Origin of the sequence: Streptomyces sp. NPDC096013 (assembly GCF_044763565.1) — a bacterium.
GTDB lineage: Bacteria > Actinomycetota > Actinomycetes > Streptomycetales > Streptomycetaceae > Streptomyces.
In genome coordinates this window covers 36,841-54,522 of record NZ_JBIWGK010000007.1, presented here as the reverse complement: position 1 = coordinate 54,522, position 17,682 = coordinate 36,841, and the positions used below count along the sequence as shown (strand labels likewise).

Annotated in this window: 16 protein-coding genes; 11 read left to right on the top strand and 5 right to left on the bottom strand. The window is 69.5% G+C overall.

Annotated features, from left to right (window positions below; all coding sequences use genetic code 11):
• Positions 1 to 19: 19 nt before the first annotated feature.
• The 3 genes from ACIRB1_RS23800 to ACIRB1_RS23790 all read right to left on the bottom strand — a co-directional run bounded on the left by ACIRB1_RS23800 (position 20) and on the right by ACIRB1_RS23790 (position 4,807).
• Entirely contained in the window at positions 20 to 2,008 is a 1,989-nt protein-coding gene (locus ACIRB1_RS23800) for a dipeptide/oligopeptide/nickel ABC transporter permease/ATP-binding protein (protein ID WP_403466886.1), read from the bottom strand.
• Positions 2,008 to 2,967, bottom strand: a complete 960-nt coding sequence (locus tag ACIRB1_RS23795) for an ABC transporter permease (protein ID WP_403466885.1) — start codon at positions 2,965 to 2,967, stop codon at positions 2,008 to 2,010. The genes ACIRB1_RS23800 and ACIRB1_RS23795 overlap by 1 nt, the downstream gene beginning before the upstream one ends.
• 205 nt (positions 2,968 to 3,172) lie before the next feature.
• Positions 3,173 to 4,807: an ABC transporter substrate-binding protein gene (locus ACIRB1_RS23790; RefSeq protein ID WP_403466884.1), complete on the bottom strand. Its 1,635-nt coding sequence runs from the start codon at positions 4,805 to 4,807 to the stop codon at positions 3,173 to 3,175.
• A 201-nt stretch (positions 4,808 to 5,008) separates the two neighbouring features.
• On the opposite strand from ACIRB1_RS23790, the gene ACIRB1_RS23785 reads away from it, so the two are divergent.
• Together ACIRB1_RS23785 and ACIRB1_RS23780 are read left to right on the top strand one after the other, a co-directional pair.
• Positions 5,009 to 5,722: a FadR/GntR family transcriptional regulator gene (locus ACIRB1_RS23785; protein WP_403466883.1), complete on the top strand. Its 714-nt coding sequence runs from the start codon at positions 5,009 to 5,011 to the stop codon at positions 5,720 to 5,722.
• Between the two features lie 78 nt (positions 5,723 to 5,800).
• Positions 5,801 to 6,241, top strand: coding sequence for a protein phosphatase (locus ACIRB1_RS23780; RefSeq protein WP_403466882.1), 441 nt, complete (start codon positions 5,801 to 5,803; stop codon positions 6,239 to 6,241).
• Between the two features lie 142 nt (positions 6,242 to 6,383).
• Here the strand turns inward: ACIRB1_RS23780 and bla are convergent, their stop codons facing one another.
• Complete coding sequence (bla, locus tag ACIRB1_RS23775; protein ID WP_403466881.1) at positions 6,384 to 7,364, bottom strand: class A beta-lactamase; 981 nt, start codon at positions 7,362 to 7,364, stop codon at positions 6,384 to 6,386.
• A 126-nt stretch (positions 7,365 to 7,490) separates the two neighbouring features.
• On the opposite strand from bla, the gene ACIRB1_RS23770 reads away from it, so the two are divergent.
• A complete protein-coding gene (locus tag ACIRB1_RS23770; RefSeq protein ID WP_403466880.1) occupies positions 7,491 to 8,645 on the top strand; it encodes an abortive phage infection protein in 1,155 nt (384 codons plus the stop codon).
• 21 nt (positions 8,646 to 8,666) lie between these two features.
• On the opposite strand, the gene ACIRB1_RS23765 is transcribed toward ACIRB1_RS23770, so the two are convergent.
• Complete coding sequence (locus ACIRB1_RS23765; RefSeq protein ID WP_403466879.1) at positions 8,667 to 9,194, bottom strand: GNAT family N-acetyltransferase; 528 nt, start codon at positions 9,192 to 9,194, stop codon at positions 8,667 to 8,669.
• Between the two features lie 275 nt (positions 9,195 to 9,469).
• Between ACIRB1_RS23765 and ACIRB1_RS23760 the strand changes: the two genes are divergently transcribed.
• The 8 genes from ACIRB1_RS23760 to recO all read left to right on the top strand — a co-directional run bounded on the left by ACIRB1_RS23760 (position 9,470) and on the right by recO (position 17,650).
• Positions 9,470 to 10,234, top strand: coding sequence for an SCO2525 family SAM-dependent methyltransferase (locus ACIRB1_RS23760; RefSeq protein WP_403466878.1), 765 nt, complete (start codon positions 9,470 to 9,472; stop codon positions 10,232 to 10,234).
• A gap of 84 nt (positions 10,235 to 10,318) precedes the next feature.
• Positions 10,319 to 12,160, top strand: a complete 1,842-nt coding sequence (locus ACIRB1_RS23755; RefSeq protein WP_403466877.1) for an SCO2524 family protein — start codon at positions 10,319 to 10,321, stop codon at positions 12,158 to 12,160.
• Positions 12,161 to 12,163: 3 nt separating this feature from the next.
• Positions 12,164 to 13,081 carry an SCO2523 family variant P-loop protein gene (locus tag ACIRB1_RS23750; protein WP_266768473.1) on the top strand — a complete coding sequence of 306 codons (918 nt, stop codon included), beginning with the start codon at positions 12,164 to 12,166 and terminating at the stop codon, positions 13,079 to 13,081.
• Positions 13,078 to 14,061, top strand: coding sequence for an SCO2522 family protein (locus ACIRB1_RS23745; protein ID WP_403466876.1), 984 nt, complete (start codon positions 13,078 to 13,080; stop codon positions 14,059 to 14,061). The genes ACIRB1_RS23750 and ACIRB1_RS23745 overlap by 4 nt, the downstream gene beginning before the upstream one ends.
• 1 nt (position 14,062) lies before the next feature.
• Positions 14,063 to 15,031 carry an SCO2521 family protein gene (locus ACIRB1_RS23740; RefSeq protein ID WP_403466875.1) on the top strand — a complete coding sequence of 323 codons (969 nt, stop codon included), beginning with the start codon at positions 14,063 to 14,065 and terminating at the stop codon, positions 15,029 to 15,031.
• Between the two features lie 40 nt (positions 15,032 to 15,071).
• On the top strand, positions 15,072 to 16,148 hold the full coding sequence (locus tag ACIRB1_RS23735) for a hypothetical protein (RefSeq protein WP_403466874.1): 1,077 nt from the start codon (positions 15,072 to 15,074) through the stop codon (positions 16,146 to 16,148).
• Between the two features lie 476 nt (positions 16,149 to 16,624).
• The gene (locus tag ACIRB1_RS23730; RefSeq protein WP_352182710.1) at positions 16,625 to 16,840 is read left to right on the top strand and encodes a hypothetical protein; all 216 of its coding nucleotides are present in this window, start codon (positions 16,625 to 16,627) and stop codon (positions 16,838 to 16,840) included.
• A 60-nt stretch (positions 16,841 to 16,900) separates the two neighbouring features.
• Positions 16,901 to 17,650 (top strand): DNA repair protein RecO, encoded by a 750-nt coding sequence (recO, locus tag ACIRB1_RS23725; RefSeq protein ID WP_328831552.1) that lies wholly within the window; start codon positions 16,901 to 16,903, stop codon positions 17,648 to 17,650.
• Positions 17,651 to 17,682 lie beyond the last annotated feature (32 nt).

Sequence of the window (17,682 nt, the reverse complement as noted above, 5' to 3'; positions counted from 1 at the left end):
CCCTCGGCCTGCACCCCGCTCACGTGACCGCCTCGCTCTCCGTCGTCGCCAGGTCGATCGCCGGGTGATGGCACGCCGCCGTGTGCGTGCGCGGTCCGACCAGGTCGGGGGCCGTCGTACGGCAGACCTCGCTCGCCAACGGGCAGCGGTCGGCGAAACGGCAGCCGGCCGGGAAGTCGGCGGGCGAGGGGACGACACCCTTGATCTGGGTCATCCGCTCGGCCGCGGACTCCAGGGACAGCACGCTGCCGAGCAGACCGCGCGTGTAGTGGTGGGCCGGCGACTCCACCAGGTCGGCGGTCACGCCCGTCTCGACGATCTGGCCGCCGTACATCACCACCACCCGGTCGGTGACGTCGGCGATCAGCGCGAGGTCGTGCGAGACGAGGATCAGCGCGAAGCCCAACTCCTCGCGCAGGCCCAGCAGCAGCTCTATGACCTGGGCCTGCACGGTGACGTCGAGGGCGGTGGTCGGCTCGTCGGCGACGATCAGCTTCGGGTCGCGGGACAGCGCCATCGCGATCAGGACGCGCTGGCGCTGGCCGCCGGAGAGTTCGTGCGGATAGCTGCGCAGGGTGCGGTCCGGGTCGAGGCCGACCATGGTCAGCAACTCGCCCGCCCCGCGGTGCCCGCCGCGCCGTATGACCTGCTTGAGCTGGGCGCGGATCGTCATCGCCGGGTTCAGCGACGACAGGGCGTCCTGGTAGATCATCGCCATCTCGTGGCCCAGCAGCCTGCGGCGGGCACGCATCGGCTCGCCCACCAACTGCCGCTGGTTGAACCGGACATGGCCGCGCACCCGGGCGCCCTTCGGCTCCAGGCCCATCACCGCGAGCGCGGTCAGCGACTTCCCGCAGCCCGACTCGCCGACCAGGCCGAGGACTTCACCCGGCCGCACCTCGAAGCTGATGCCGTCGACGATGTCCACCCCGTGGTGCCGGCCCTCGAAGCCGATCGCCAGGTTCTCGACCGCCAGGACCGGCTGGCCGTCCTGGTCGGGCAACGGCCGTGCGCGCGACCGGAGTCGCAGCGCCGCCTCGGTCAGACCGGGCAGCGGGAGCACCTCGCCGCTGCCGGGCTCCGGCGCGTCCAGCGGGTCCTCGTCGTGTCGTACGTCCACCTCGCGCGGGGCCGGGGCCGCCCACGCGTCGGAGACTCCCTCGGACAGTATGTTCAGCGACAGGACGGTGATCAGCATCAGCAGGCCGGGGAAGACCGTCGCCCACCAACCACCGGTCAGCACCATGTTCTTGCCGTCCGCGATGACACTGCCCCAGGACGGGTCAGGGGGCCGGACGCCCGCGCCGATGAACGACAGTGACGCCTCGAAGACGATCGCCTCGGCGACCTGCACGGTGCAGAACACCAGCACCGGCGCCGCGCAGTTGACGGCCACGTGCCGCGCGACGATGTGCGGGGTGCGGGCGCCGATGACCCGCTCGGCGGTGACGTAGTCCTCGCCGTACTGGTCAAGTACGTTGGCCCGTACGACCCTTGCGACCGGCGGGGTGAACAGGAACGCGATCGCGCAGATCAGTACGGTGATGCCGCCGCCGAACACTGCGACCAGCACGGCCGCCAGCGCGATGCCCGGGAACGCCATCACCACGTCCAGGCAGCGCATCAGCGTCTCGTCGACGCCCTTGCGGGAGGTCGCGGCGACCGCGCCGATCAGCGCGCCGACGACGAGGGCCAGCGCGGTCGCCCCGAGCCCGATCGCGAGGGACCAACGGGCGCCGTACATCAGCCTGCTGAGGATGTCCCGGCCCAGGCTGTCCTGGCCCATCCAGTGGCCGGCGGAGGGGTGTCCGGTGCCGTCGACGGGGAGCTGCTGGTCGAGCGGGTCGTGCGGCGCGAGGAGCGGCGCGAGCAGCGCGACGAGGACGACGACCGCCACGAAGCACACCGCGACCTTCGACAGCAGCGGGAGCCGGCGCCAGCCCCGCAGCCGGATGCCGGGCCGGGACAGGGTCTCGGCGAGGCCCTTGCGGGAGAACTGAGTGAACATCAGGAGGCATCCCTCAGGCGGGGGTTGACCAGCAGATAGAGGATGTCGATGACGAGGTTCACGACGACGAAGCCGGTCGCCGTGGTCAGCACCACGCCCTGGACGACGGCCGGGTCGCCGTTCTGCACCGCGTCGATCATCAGCTTGCCCATCCCGGGCAGGGAGAAGATGGTCTCGATGACCACCGCGCCGCCCAGCAGATAGCCGACCCGCAGGCCCAGGACGGTCAGCGGGTTGATCAACGCGTTGCGCAGGACGTTGCGGCCCACCACCACCCTCGGCGGCAGACCGCTGCCGATGGCCGTCCGGACGTAGTCCTTGTCCAGCTCCTCGACCACCGACGTCCGGACGATACGGGTGAGCTGGGCCGCCACCGGGAGCGACAGGGCGAGCGCCGGGAGGGCCATGGTCCTGAGCCAGCCGGTGAGGGAGTCCGCCGGGTTGATGTAGCCGCCGGTCGGGAACCAGCCCAGGTCGACCGCCAGGTACTGGATCATCAGCAGCGCCAGCCAGAACGCGGGTGCGGCGACCCCGGTCAGCGACACGACCCGGATGATCTGGTCGGGCAGCCGGTCCCGGTAGATCGCCGCCGTCACCCCGCCGAGCAGGGACAGCACGATCGCGATCCCCAGCCCCAGGAAGGTGAGCTGGAGGGTGAGCGGCAGCGCGGTGGTGACCTGATGAAGGACCGGCGCCCGGGTCAGCGCGCTGGTGCCCATGTCACCGTGGAGCAGGGCGCCCACGAAATGGACGTAGCGGACGGGCAGCGGATCGAGCAGCCCGTTCTGGACGCGGAAGTCGTGCAGTTGCCGCGGTGTCGGATTCGCGCCCTGGAAGAACGCCGACGCCGGGTCGACGTCCGAGAAGCGCATCACCAGGAACACGAACAGCACGATGCCGAGCATCAGCGGAACGAGCAGGACGATACGCCGGGCCAGAATCCTGAGGACGGTGACCATGGTCCAACTCCCGGGTGGCTAGGGCTTGTCCGGCGGATCCGGTCGCGGGAAACGAAGGGTGACTGACCAGCGCCGGTGAGCGGGGCGTGGTGCGTGCAGCTGCAAGGCGGAGGAGGGCGGCGACGCGGAGCGTCGGCAACCGACGACAACGCGGCAGATGCGCGTGCCACGCCCCGCGTCTGCGACAGGATCCGCCGGACAAGCCCTAAACCCACTTGGCCTGGAGGACGTTGATTCCGGGGTAGGGCTGGGCCCGTATGCCGGTCAGCTCCTTCGGGTCCCAGGCGGTCATCAGCTCGTTGTGGACGACCGGGTAGAGCACCGCCTGTTCGGCGACGGTGTCGATGTAGTCCTGGATCATCGTCTTCTTCTTCGCCGCGTCCGGCTCGCGGGTGGCCTGGTCCATGTCCTTGAAGAGCTGCTTGGCGACCGGGTTTCCGGCCCACCGGGCGTACCCCATCCAGAGGTTCTGCGGGCCGTAGTTGTAGTGCATGATCAGGTCCGCGTCGACGCCGAACTGGTTGGGGTTCGAGGCGGCGGCGACCACCTGGTAGTCCTGCTTCTGGTCCATCTTGGTGAACACGGCCGTGGTCTCCTGCGGGGCGAGGGTCGTCGACACGCCGATCGCGTCCCAGGACGCCTTGATGGTCGGAAGGCAGTCGACGATCCAACTCACGTTCACCGCGAGGATGTTGACCTTGAGCCCGCTGACCCCGGCGGCCTTCAGCAGCGCCTTCGCCTTGTCGGGGTCGTAGTCGTAGACCGTCTTCGCGCGCCGGTAGGCGGGGTTGCCGGTGTCGAGGAACGACGACGACGGCTTCCCGTGCCCCCGCAGCGCCAACTGGACCATTTTCCCGGTGTCGATGGCGTAGTGCAGCGCCTGGCGCACGCGCACGTCGTCGAAGGGCTTGTGCTGGGTGTTGAACATCAGGAACAGGTTGTTCATCCCGGCCCCGCCCGCGACCGTCAGCCCGCCGCTCCGCAGCCGCTGGATGTTGGCGTAGGGGATGTTGTCGGCGATCTGCGCACCCGCGCTCGACCCGGAGATCTTGGCGACGCGCGGTGCCGCGTCGACGATCGTCAGCCAGTTCATCGTCTTGAAGGCGGCCGGGCGCGGGCCGTTGTAGTCGGCGAACGCGGCGAAGGTGGTGTTGGACTTCGGGTGGTGCGCGGTCTGCCGGTACGGCCCCGAGCCGACCGCCTTGCCCTTGATCGCGTCGTCCCAGGCGCCCGGCTTGGAGAAGATGTGCTTCGGCATGATCTTCGCCAGCGTCAGCCGCGAAACCCCCTCCGGGAAGGGGAACTTGAGGACCAGCTCGACGTTCTGCGCGTCGATCTTCCGCGCCTCCTTCAGCCAGCTGGCGAAGAAACCCTGCGCGAGCGTCGTCGTCTTCGGGTCGAGGATGCGGTCGAAGACGAACACGACGTCGTCGGCGGTGACCGGCTGCCCGTCGTGGAATCTGGCGCCCGCCCGCAGCGTGAACTTCCACGAGGTGCCGCTGGTGTCCTTCGGTACCGCCGTCGCCAGCGCCGGATAGGGCGCGCGGGTGATCGGGTCGGTGTCGATCAGCCCCTCGTAGATGTGGTTGTTGCCGGCCATCGCGAACGCGGACGCCGTCTGCGTCGGGTCCCAACTGCCGTCGTTTCCATAGCCGATCACCGCGGTCAGCGTCCGGTTCTTGCCGGTGCCACCGCCCCCGGTGTCGTTCGTCGACTGCGGCCCCGACGAACAGGCCGTCAGGGACGAGGAGATCGCCGCCGCCGCGCCCAGCGCGCCGGAGTACTTCAGGAACGCCCGGCGGTGCAGCGCGGGCACGTTCTGGGTCACGTCTTCGCGCATGGTTACTCCAGGAGGTACGACGTCCTACGTCCTGCGGTCAGCGCGACCATAAGAGCGGCCGTGGGGGCGGTCAAGGCATCGCACACGAATGGCGTAGCCGTCAGAGGTCGGACCAATGGCGGTTTGAAATGGCGCAAGTTGACGCCCCGTCAGCACGGGTCGGCGCCGGACATGGGACGTGGGACGTTTCGGGCGGCTACCATGCGGCGCATGTCCGGGGAGCCAAGGAACAGTCGGATACAGCGCGAGGTCGTCCAGCTGATCCTCGACCGCAAGCTCCAGCCCGGTGCGCCCCTGCCCACCGAGGCCGAGCTGATGGAAGACCTCGGCATCAGCAGAAACTCCGTCCGCGAGGCCCTCAAGGCCCTCCAGGCCCTCGACATCGTCGAGATCAGACACGGCTACGGCACCTACGTCGGCCGCGCCTCGCTGACCCCGCTCGTCGACGGCCTCACCTTCCGCACCCTCACCCGGCACGAGGACGACGCGGACGCGCTGGCCGAGATCCTCCAGGTACGGGAGGTGCTGGAGGAGGGCCTGATTCATCGGGTCGTTGCCACCGTCACCGAGCCTGAACTGGACGGACTCGAAGCGGTGGTGACCCGCATGGAGGACGCGGGCCGCGCGGGCCGCCCCTTCCCCGAACTCGACCGCGAGTTCCACGAGTTGCTCTACGCCTCACTCGGCAACGAACTCGTCCCCCAACTCCTCGGCGCCTTCTGGACGGTCTTCCGCCGGGTCGCCGGCGCCCGCGGCTGGACCGACGACCCCGACCCCGCCCTCACCGTCCACCGCCACCGAGACATCGTCACCGCGCTGCGCGCCCGCGACGTGGAGGACGCACAGCGGGCGATGGCGGACCACTTCCGGGGAATCGAGGCACGGGCGGCGCAGGAGTCCCGGGGGGTGGGCTGAGGGGTTTCGGGGCGTGGGGCCGAGCGGTTGTTTTCGGACAGCGGGCCCCCACCGCGTCCACGTCTCTACGCTGACCGCGTGACCGAGCCCTGGAACCCGACCACCACCACCGGCATCCTGCGCCTCCCCTCCGGCCGCCTGGTCCGGGGCCGCGGCTTGCGCCGGCCCCTCCCCGCCGACGGCCCGGCACCGACGTACGGCGTGTACCTCCTCGGCAAGCCGCCGCCCCAAGTCCCGTGGGAGACAAGCTGGTTGCGCTGGCCGGACTTCCGGCTGCCCGCAGACCGCGCCGAGGCCCGCGCGGTCCTCACCGAGGTGTGGCAGCGGTCCCGAACCGAGCGCGTTGAGCTGGCCTGCGGCGGCGGCCGGGGCCGCACCGGCACGGCACTGGCCTGCCTCGCGGTCCTCGACGGCGTACCGCCCCGGGAGGCGGTCGGCTACGTCCGCGCCCACTACGACCGGCACGCGGTGGAGACGCCGTGGCAGCGGCGGTACGTACGGCGGTTCAGGCAGGTGTAGCGGTCCGGGCGGGTGGGGGCGCGGGTGGCACACCCGGCGGGCCCGGAAGCGCGGGCCGCCGGGTCGAGGGCGTGTGCCGTCCCGCGGAAGTGCAACACCCGGAAGCGGAAGCCGGGTTGGCTGCTTGCTGCCCGCTGCCGTACTAGCTGACGGCCGCGGCCACCAACTTGGCCGTGTCGGCGACGAGTTGGCTGTCGTACGGCCCGTCGGGCAGCGTCGGCTTCGTGGTCAGGACCGCGAGGACGACCGGGTCACCGGCCTCCGTCCAGGCGATGCCGACGTCGTTGGCGGTGCCGTAGTCGCCGCTGCCGGTCTTGTCCGCGATCGTCCAGGTCGCGGGGAGGCCCGCGCGGAAACGAGTGGCGCTCGTCGTGTTGTTGAGCAGCCAGGCGGTGAGCCGGTCGCGGTCCGGGCGGCGCAGGGCGTCGCCGAGGACGAGCTTGCCGTAGGCGCCGGCGATCGCGCGCGGGCTGGTGGTGTCGGTGATCCGGTCCGGCTCGGCCGAGTTCAGCTCGGTCTCCCAGCGGTCGAGCCGGGTGACCCGGTCGCCGAGGGAGCGGGCGAAGCGGGTGACCGCGGTGGGGCCGCCGAGTTCGCGCAGGAGCAGGTTGCCGGCGCCGTTGTCGCTGTAGCGGATGGCCACGTCGGCGAGCTGCTCGACCGTCATGCCGTCGGCCAGGTGCGCGCGGGTCTGGTCGGAACCGTCGACCAGATCGGCCTCCGTGTAGTGCACGACCCGGTAGAGGACCTCGCCGTGCCGGTCCAGGTCCCGCAGGACGGCCGCGGCGGCGAGCGTCTTGAACACCGAGCACATCGGGAAGAGTTCGTCGGCACGGTGCGCGACGGTCTTCTTCGTACCGAGGTGATGCGCGAACACACCGACACGGGCGCTGTGCCGTTCCTCCAGTGCGCGCAGTCCGGCGCCGATGTCGGTGCCTGTGCCTTCGCCCGTCCCCGCGCCCGTGCTGTCCGACGCCTGCGCGGCGGTGGAACCGGCGAGGAGGGTCGCGGCGGTGGCGGCACCGGCGGTGAGGAGGGTGCGGCGGGTGGCGTTGCGGGCCGTAGGGGTCGTAGGGGTGAGGTCGGCAGGGGTCGTGGGGGACTGTTCGAAGCCTGAGATCACGCTCTCCTTTGTTCGCTGTCCGGCAACGATCTCCGCAGTGATCGACGCGAGAGCTCATCCCTTGGTTGCGTCGCCGTGGACCATCGGCGGACACCGGGGCGGGTCCGCGCTGGGCACAGTGGGTCCATGGTGAACACACAGGGGATCACGCAGGGGATCACTCGGGGGCGGTTCCTCACGGGCGCGCTGGCCCTCGGAGCGGCGGGCGCGCTGCTCCCGTCCGGGCAGGCGACGGCACGGCCACGACCGCACGCGGCGCACGGCCACCGGCCCGGTCTGCGCCGTCACGGGGTCGTCTACACCGTCGGCGAGGGCGAGACCCCCGCCACCGCCTGGAGCACGCGCCGGATGCGCGCCGACCTCCGCGCCATCCGCGACGGACTGCACGCCGACACGGTCGACGTCACCGGCGACGGTGTGGACCGCCTCACCGCCACCGCCGCCGAGGCCGCCGAACTCGGCCTGCACATCTGGCTCCAGCCCACTCTCGCCGACGTCCCCGAGCGCGACATCCTCGAACACCTCGCGGAGACGGGCCGGTTCGCGGAACGCCTCCGGCGCCAGGGCGCGAGCGTCGACTTCAGCGTGGGCTGCGAGTTCTGGCTCTTCGTCCCCGGGATCGTGCCGGGCGCCACGGTCCTGGACCGCGTCCAGAACATCCTGGACGGCACGTTCGACCCGGCGAAAATGCAGCGCAGGCTGAACGCGTTCACCAAGAAGGCGGCGGCGCTGGGCCGTTCGGTCTTCCACGGCGACCTCAGCTACGCCGCGGCCCAGGACGACGAGGTCGACTGGAACCTCTTCGACATCGTGGGCATCGACTACTACTCGTACTTCAATCAACCGGCCGACTATGTGCGGGAGTTGAAGACCTACCAGCGCTGGGGCAAGCCCGTGACCATCACCGAGTTCGGCACCTGCGCGTACCAGGGAGCCGAGAAGACGGCCGGCATGGGCTGGAACGTCGTCGACCACGACAAGGACCCGGAGGAGATCAAGGGCCACCTCGTCCGCAGTGAACACACCCAAGCGGCGTACGTCGTCGACCTGTTGGAGGTCTTCGAGTCGATGGGTCTCCACGGCGCGATGGCCTTCGAGTTCGTCACGCCGGACGCCCCGCACCGCGCCCACGACCCACGCCACGACCTCGACATGGCGAGCTACGCCCTCACCAAGACCGTCAAGGACCGCCCGTACGACCCGAGTTCACCATGGCACTGGGAGCCGAAGGAGGCGTTCCGGGCGCTGGCGGCGCGGTACGCACGGGCGTGCCGCCCCTGACCGCGCTCCGTCGCCCGTGTCTCACATCCCCAGCGTCATGATCAACCGGTCCTCCCCGGGCCCGAAGTAGTCCTTCTCCACGCCTTCCTCGGACGAGAACCCCAGCGACCGGTAGAGCATGATCGCGGCGGCGTTCGTCGGCTCCACCGTCAGACGGACCTGGTGGACGTGTTCCGTCCGCAGTCGGCGCAGGGCCTCGGCCATCAGGCGGCGGCCGAGTCCGCGGCCCTGGAGGTGGGGGATGACGGCGAGGCTCATGATCCAGCTGACGTAGCCGTCCGAGGTGTTGACGAACAGGACGTAGCCCAGCAGCCCCTCGCCGTCGTCCAGGACCAGGATGCGGTCGCCGTGGATGTCGACCAGCTGTCTGAGCACGACCAGGGGGTACGGCTCCTCGGGGAAGGCCTCCCTGTCCACCCGGAGCAGCTCGGGGAGATCTGCCACGGTGACGCCCCGCAGGGTCAGCGGGCGGTCCGCGCGGTCGGCGAAGAATGCCTGGTCAGCGCGGCGTCCTACAGAAGGGAAACGTTCCTCCGGAAAAGCTGCCATGCTGCCCCCTGGGAGTGGGAAGTCAATTGCGCGTTGACACTCGTACGGGTGGTACGGGCGAGACGCGCGCGTCCTGCCTTTCTGGTGTGTTCAGCAGGGTTCCACCCATCTTGAGTGGGGCAATCCGGCAGTTCAAGGCCGAATCCGGTCGCATGAATGTATTCACCACGATGCGCCCCCCATGCGCCCCGAGGGCGGCTGTGGGTTGGCGTAGATTGTGCTACGAAATTGACGAGTGGTGTACGTCGCGCCAGTGATGTTGTTAGTGTGGACTGGTGAAAAACGCGGAAGTCGCCTGGAGCGCGTTCGATTCGATCGCATATGTAGATCACAACTATCGTGACCTACAGGCGGAGGACGCCGAGATCCTGACCATTGTCCGGGATCATTTCGCGGGCCATTTCCGGAATCAGGGCGTCGGCCCGGTCTACGGTATCGACGTGGGCGCCGGCGCCAATCTCTACCCCGCGCTGTCCATGCTCCCGTGGTGCGACGAGATCACCCTCTTCGAGCGCTCCCCCTCGAACGTGGCCTACCTGGAGAGCCAGGTCGGCTCCTACGCGCAGAACTGGGACCAGTTCTGGGACGCCCTGTGCGGATGCGAGGACTACGCCGCCTTCGACACCGACCCCCGCGCACGGTTCCGCGAGGTCGTCAAGGTCGAGCAGGGCAACATTTTCGGTCTCGAACGCTTCGGCGGCCGGTGGTCCATGGGCACGATGTTCTTCGTCGCCGAGTCGATGACCTCCTCGTACCAGGAGTTCACCCTGGGCGTGGAGCGTTTCATGCGTGCCCTCGCCCCAGGTGCTCCCTTTGCCGCCGCATTCATGGAACACTCCAAGGGTTATCACACGGGTGAGCAGTTCTTCCCCGCGTGCGACGTGGGGGAGGGCGAGGTGCGGAAGAGTCTTGAACCATTCGCGGACGAGTTCACGGTGCAGCGGCTGAAAAGTGCGGCCGTGGTGCGGGACGGATATTCGGGAATGATCCTCTCCTATGGCTGGCGCGGGAATTCGGACGCACAGGTTCCGATCTGCTGACAGGGCGGTCGACCGGTGAATCTTCACAACAGAAGAGGGATATTCCTCGGCTGAGGGCAGTGCGGTCTGTGTGAGGGGCATGGAATGGAGATCAAGCCGCGGCAGCACCTGCTGGACATCTGGCAGGCCGTCGCCCGCTACTCCTTCGACGGGGGGCAGTGGGCATGGGGAAAATGGGGCGGTGAGAGCAGCGTCGCCGACGCCGAGCGCCTGCTCTGCCTGCTGTACCCGGCGACCGAGCTGCCCTCGTTCCGGCTGGACGACCCCGACACCACGCTGACCGACGTACAGCAGACGCTGAGGCGGGCGGGCGGACGGCTGGAGATTCCGGCCAACCTCGTCACGGCCGCCGTCGAGTTCATGCGCACCCACACCGACGACAAGAGGCCCACGTTCGCGGGCGGTTACTACTTCCAGTCCCGGGACAAGGAGCGGGACCTCACCGAGGAGCAGCGCCAACTCGGCGTCACCGACTCGTTCTCGATGTCCATCACCCTCTGCCTCGCCCTGCTCGGCTTCCTCAAGGTCTACGAGTCCAAGACCCGCCGCGGCGACATGCAGGAGACGATCCGGGAACTGAAGATCGCGACCAGCAACCGCCTCACCGCCGCCATGGTGAGCCTGCTGCGCTCCTTCACGGTCAACGTCTACGACACCGACTCCTCCCAGGGCCAGACGCTCTGCGAACTGCTGGGCCAGGGGCAGCTGTCGACGCGGCAGGTGCTGGAGCAGTTCCAGCGCCGGTTCCGGCCGCTGCGCGCCGCCATCATCGAGAGCTTCATCCTCGGCGTCGACGTCCAGGAGGCCCTCAAGGACGAGAGCCAGCTCTTCGAGTGCGGCTGGGCCTGGAGCCTGGTGCGGGACGCGCCAGAGGTGGAGACCGACGAGGCCATCGGGCCGCAGCCCGGCGGGGTCGCCAACCCGGTGCCGTACCTCTACTTCACCGTGGTCGCGCTCGACGGCATCCAGGACCTCTTCTCCGACCGCACCCTGACCCTGGGCCTGCTCAACGCCGAACAGCAGAAGCTCGCCGAGGCGCTGCGACTGCGCTGGGAGATCACCCAGCAGTACTGGTCGCGCATCGCCCGCTTCGACGGCGACCGCTGGCCCCTGGAGGACATCCCCTGGCGTACGACGGGACAGCGGCTGGAGTCGGAGTACTTCTCGCTCTCGGTCGCCGCGATCCTCGTGCACGACCTGATGCGCCGCCGGGCCACCGACGACGACCTGACCCGTACCGTCCGCGTCATGGAACGCCTCGCCGAACGCGGCCGGATCACCAGCCGGATGACGCGCGACGACCCGATGATCCAGCTGCACAACCCGGGCGTCACCCTGCCTCTTCAGGGCGGCGGCACCATCGGCCCGCCGATGGACTGGACGATGAGCGACTTCTCGGCCCAACTCCTCAAGCGGACCGTGCAGTTGTGCACGCTCTCCCGCAACCTCACCGCGCACGACCGGCTGCTCAGGCTGGCCGAGGACATCTTCGGCCATGTGTGGCGGCGCCGGATGGGCGAGGGCGAGGGCGTCGGCCTGTGGGACAACGTGCACGCCATCTACCCCGAGACCTCCCTCACCGAGGGCCCGGTGTCCTGGAGCATCACCGAGCGGGTCACCGAGGTGATGGTCCAGGTCCACAACATGTACGCGCAGCCACCGATCCGCAGCCTCGAACTCACCGAACTGGCCAAGGCGTTGCTCAGCGAGTCCACCCACCTCCTGGGCAACGAACAGATGGCGCCCGCCCCCAACTCCGACGGCAAACGGGGCATGCAACTCAGGGGCATCGAGGTCAAGTTGCGCCGCGCCCGCGCCCTCATCGACGAACAGCCGGGCACCGCCTACTCGCTGACCCTCGACGTGCTGGGCCAGCTCGACGCACTCGCCCGTGCCCGCGAAGCCGCCGCGGTCCAGGGAGTGTGAACCGTGCTGATCTTCGCGGCCTCCGACAAGGGAGGCACGGGCCGCTCCGTCACCAGCGCCAACCTCGCCTACCAGCGGGCGCTGACCGGCGACGACGTCTGCTACCTGGACTTCGACTTCGGCTCGCCCACCGCCTCGGCCGTCTTCGACGTGCCCGAGGCCCGCACGGCCGCCGAGGACCGCGGACTGCACTCCTACCTCATAGGCGAGATCAGCGAACCCGTCCGCATCGACGTCTGGGCCGACACCGAACACCGCGTCCTGCGCAACCAGCCGCCCGGAGCGGGCCGGTTGATCCTCATGCCGGGCGACCTCAGCGGCGGCGAGTTCGCCACCTCGGGCGACAACCTGCGCCGCTGCGTGGACCTGCTGCTGCGCCTCAACAGCGAGTTCGACCTGATCGTCGTCGACCTCAGCGCCGGCCGCAGCTACGCCGTCGACATGGTCCTCGCGGCCACCTCGCAGCGCGCGATGAGCGGCGTCCAGGCCCGCTGGCTGGTCTTCCACCGCTGGACCCGCCAGCACGTGGAGGCCGCGGCCAGCCTGGTCTACGGCAAACGCGGCATCCTCGCCGGCGGCGTCGCCCGCGGCCACGACGAGGACGCGCTGCGCGGCGCGATCCGCTTCGTACGGGCCGCCGTACCCGATCCCGACTCGGCGCTGTGGTCGCAGGCCACGCCCACCCAGTCGGCGTGGATGGAGCAGTGCGACACCGAGCTGAAGCACCTCGCCTCGCACCACGGCATCGGCTACAGCCAGGTGCTGGGCTCGGTGCCGCTGGAGCCGGTGCTGCAATGGCGGGAGCAGCTCATCACCGACGAGGACGTGCTGGACAGCCAGATCGCCACCATGGAGACCTGGCAGGCGCTCAGCGACCTGGCGGCGCGGCTGACCGACGACAAGTACTGGGAGGAGGCATGACGGACGCCGTCTTCCGGGAGACCACCGCTGACCCGCGCACCCAGTCGGTGCCCTTGGCCCATCTCTCGCTGGAGCTGGGCCACTTGTACATGGAGGACTTCGAGGCGGGCCCCGAGCGGCTGCGCGAGCACTTCGCCGAGGTCCGCATCTGGGTGGACGCCGCCCGCGCCTCCGCCGCCCGCCGCACCGGCGGAAAACGCCCCCGGATCAGCACCTGTTTCCTCATCGACGACTACTTCAGCCGCTTCTCCACCCCCGCCGAACTCGTGCCGCTGGTCCTCGAAGAGGCCGAGAAGGCCGGCCTCGTCATCGACTACCTCGCCCGCGAGTCGGGCTGCGCGGTCGCCGACCGCATCGAACTGGCCGAGTCGGTGATGCACCGCCTGGTCGAGTCCCCGCCGCCCGGCAGCCACGGCTCCCGCCCGCCGGTCAGCCAGACGGGCTGGCTCGCGAACGGCGAGCGCACCACCCCGACGCGCAGCGCGTTGGCGGAGATCGTCACCTGGCAGCCCCCGCACGAGACCGCCGCCCGCAACCACTCCGTCTTCATGGACGTCGAGCTGTGGTCGGAGACGGACAAGGGCCGCCTGTGGTCCTGCCCCTTCCTCGCCGCCGTATGGCAGTTGGCCCGCCTGGGTCTGCTACGGCACCTGGGCGAGCCGGTGCTGATCCCGCGGCCCTGGACCGGCGGGGACTTCCCGCGCGACTGGGACCGGCTGCCACCGCTGATCCAACTCAGCGACACCCGAGTCCCGTTCAGCGCGTACCGCACCTGCACGCTGATGGCGAACCGCTTCGTCGCCGTGGAGGATGCCGTACGGCTCATCCTCGACCAGGTGGACGTGGACTCCGTCGCGCTCGAACAGGTCGCCAAACGGTCCGCGGGCGAAGGCGTCGCGGTACCGGAGGCGGTGGCCCAGCGCGCCACCTACGTGTTCTACGAGGAGCCCGCCAACCCCGCTGTGCAGGACGGGACGTGACATGACGACCCCTGGACGGCCCACACGCTCGGTCCTCGCCTGCGGCGAGGTGCGCACCGGTCTGCTGCCGTCCTTCCAGGCGCTGGACGGCCGTGCCGCGGCCCAGCTCCTGCGGCTGCGCGCCGACGAACACGTCCGCGTCTCCGAGCGGCCCAATCTCTACGCCCTCTCGCCCGAGGTCCTCACCGGCGTGGACTGCCGGCTGCCCACCGCGAACGGCGCCAAGGTCAGGGCCGTCGGTACGGTCGTCACCCGCGCGGCGCTCACCGAGGGCCGCGTGCTCCAGTCCACCGCCTACTTCAGCGCCCCGGCCGCCGGACCCGACGTACGCCGGCCCTGGGGGCACTACCTCGTCCGCCCCGGGGTCGTCGAGCCGTTCGGGAAACTGCCCGAACAGGCCACCGCCGAGGGCGTGTTGCGCGGCGGCGGGCGCGGCGAACTGGACCTCGGGATGATCGCCGAGGGGCTGCTGGCGCAGCTGGTGCGCCACCCGCTCCTCGACCACAAGGCACCCTTCAAGTCCCGTCGCACACAGCTGCGTTGGGCCGCACGGCAGGCGCCCGCGGGCGAGGACGCCTCCCTGGACCGCTTCACGCTGGCCGAAGACGGTCTGCGGACAGTCGAGTTGAGAGTCCCTGACGGCACCGAGGCCGCCGCGGTCGCGGGGCTCTGCGAAGACCTCGCGTTGCACGACTGGCTTTTGACGACGGTGGTGCACATGCTGGAGAACAGCCGACTCGGTGCGGCCGACGGGCCCGCGGCGGTCCTGGCGCTGCGCCCGGCCGTGGATCACCTGCTGCATCTGTGGATGCCGCGCGCTCACGTGGACCGCACGCTGGGACACCTGTGGGACGTACTGGAGCGGGAACCGGGCTTCAGCCGCCAATGGGAGAACCTTCGCCAGCGTATCCGGGACCAACTGGCCATACAGGCCATTCCGTTGCTGCACCAGGCGCTGAGCACGCGCTGACGGGGCGGCACGAACCGCATATCCGACGGGGGAGGCTCACATGAACGGAGTGACGACAACAGGGGCGGGACCAGGGGCCGTTCCACAGCAGGGCCAGGTCCAGCGCGGCTCGAGGCTGTTCATCAGGACGGGGTTCGCCGTCTTAGCGGGAGTGGCCGCGTTCTTCGTGACCAACGTCCTCAACGAGAACGACGGCGACCTGTGGCAGTGGACGATGTCCATCGTCCTCGGCTGCGCGACGCTGATCGTGCAGTTGCTCGTGGACTTCGGGGAGCGGCTGGAGGCCGTCCAGGAGAGCCAGAAGCGGCGCATGCGGGACATGAAGGACAGCCTGTCCAGCCACCACACCGAGATGCGTGCGGCGGTCGACGAGAGCTTCGCGAAGATCAACGCCGCGACGGAGCTGTACAGCAAGGTCGACGGCTCGGTGCTGCGCTCCGACGAGGTGACCCGGCTGGTGCTGGGCTACACAAAAGTGGGCGAGCAGGGCGCGGACATCGTCAAGGCCTTCGCCGAGGAGGAGCTGGGCCGACTGGCACTCCTGATGGAGAGCCTCGGCAACGGCACGGCGGACTGCCCCGGCGAGAACCATGAGTGGCTGATCGACCTCACCAAGTGCGTCAAGCGCACCCTCTACGCCACCAGCACGTCCGTCGACCGCGACTTCTGGTCCAGCGAGCCCGCCCGGCGCTATCTCGCCGCCCAGGAGACGGCCATCAAGTCCCGCCGGGTGGAGATCCGGCGGGTGTTCCTCGTCGACGAGGAGTCGGAGGTCACCGGCAGCCTCCGCCAACTCTGCGAAAGGCACCGGAAGTTCGGCATCGACGCGCGTATCGCGGTCCGCGCCCTCCTCGAACCCACCGCCCAGATGAACTCGCTGAACGACTTCATCGTCTTCGACGGCGAACTCTGCTACGAGACCGAGCCCGACATCCGCGTCATGCCCGCCAAGACGACCCTGAAGATGACCCACGAACACGTCGAGGAACGCATCAACCGCTTCAACGTCCTGTGGGAGGCGACGGAACCGGACTCCCGGCCGGACCCGGAGCCGGCGGTGAGCCCCACCCCGGAACCCCGGGTGCACGCGCCGGGCGGTGGCGCAGCCCGTTCGTAGGCACCCCTGGAGCAGGACGCCCGCGTGGTGGCTCGCCGTGGCCGCCCGCCAGGGCCCTCACGTCAAGAACCTTTCGTGGAGCGGGTGTTCGTCGCCCATGCGGACCTCGTGGACGAACAGTGACGGGACTCGGCGTGTGTTTATGCGCCGGTGCCCGAAAAAGTGGCGCCCGATTTCGGAATCCCGTCAAACCGGTTGGACGGGATTGTTCGTGATTTCCGAATGGCCTGTTCGAACAGTGTCGATATCTCTTCCGGGCTGCCCGCCGTGAACCGTTGGCCAACACCAACACCCTTGCCGCGCACCGCACTTGTGGCCCCTTGCGGTCGACAGACTCCTGCCGAGTGTAGGGGCGAATAGGGGTCGTGAAGTGAAGAAGCGTGAAACTCGAAAAGTGAGGGGAGCCAGGTGTGGGCACACTGGCCGGAGGCGAAGGACACCTTGATGGAATTGCGGATTCGGGTGCGAGGAGAGCGATGAAACCGTCGGTCGGATCGGTCGCCATGGACACCCGTACCGGACGCGTGGGCATCGTCATGGGACATGAGGGGCCTTATGTTCAGCTCCGCCCGTACGGCGGCGGGCGGGAGTGGGACGTCGAGCCGGCCGCCCTGCGGGACGCGACCCCGGCCGAGCGGCTGAGCGCGGCGACCGCCTATGCGAACGCCCGAAGCCGCGGTGAGGTCCCCTGACATGTCCCGGATGCCCCGACGCGTCGTAGGGCCGTGGAGCCGTAGGGGACAATGGGCGTCATGAGTCTGTTCCGCGACGACGGCATCGTGCTGCGCACCCAGAAGCTGGGTGAGGCGGACCGGATCATCACGCTGCTCACCCGGGGTCACGGGCGGGTACGCGCGGTGGCGCGCGGGGTGCGGCGGACCAAGTCGAAGTTCGGGGCACGGCTGGAGCCGTTCTCGCACGTGGACGTCCAGTTCTTCGCGCGGGGCAGCGAACTCATCGGCCGCGGACTGCCGTTGTGCACCCAGAGTGAGACCATCGCTCCGTACGGTGGCGGGATCGTCGCCGACTACGCGCGGTACACCGCCGGCACCGCGATGCTGGAGACCGCCGAGCGGTTCACCGACCACGAGGGCGAGCCCGCCGTGCAGCAGTATCTGCTGCTGGTGGGCGGGCTGCGGACGCTGGCCGGTGGCGAGCACGCCCCGCATCTCATCCTCGACGCGTTCCTGCTGCGTTCCCTCGCCGTCAACGGCTACGCGCCAAGCTTCGGAGACTGCGCGAAGTGCGGGATGCCCGGTCCGAACCGGTTCTTCTCGGTGGCGTCGGGCGGGGTCGTCTGCGTGGACTGCCGGGTGGCCGGGAGCGTCGTACCCTCACCGCAGGCCCTGGAACTCCTCGGTGCGCTGCTTACGGGAGACTGGGAGACGGCGGACGCGTGCGAGGCGCGGCATGTGCGGGAGGGGAGCGGACTGGTGTCCGCCTATCTGCACTGGCATCTGGAGCGCGGACTGCGCTCGCTGCGGTACGTCGAGAAGTCGTAGCACGTCGTGAGAGACAGCAAGAGGCAAGAGGA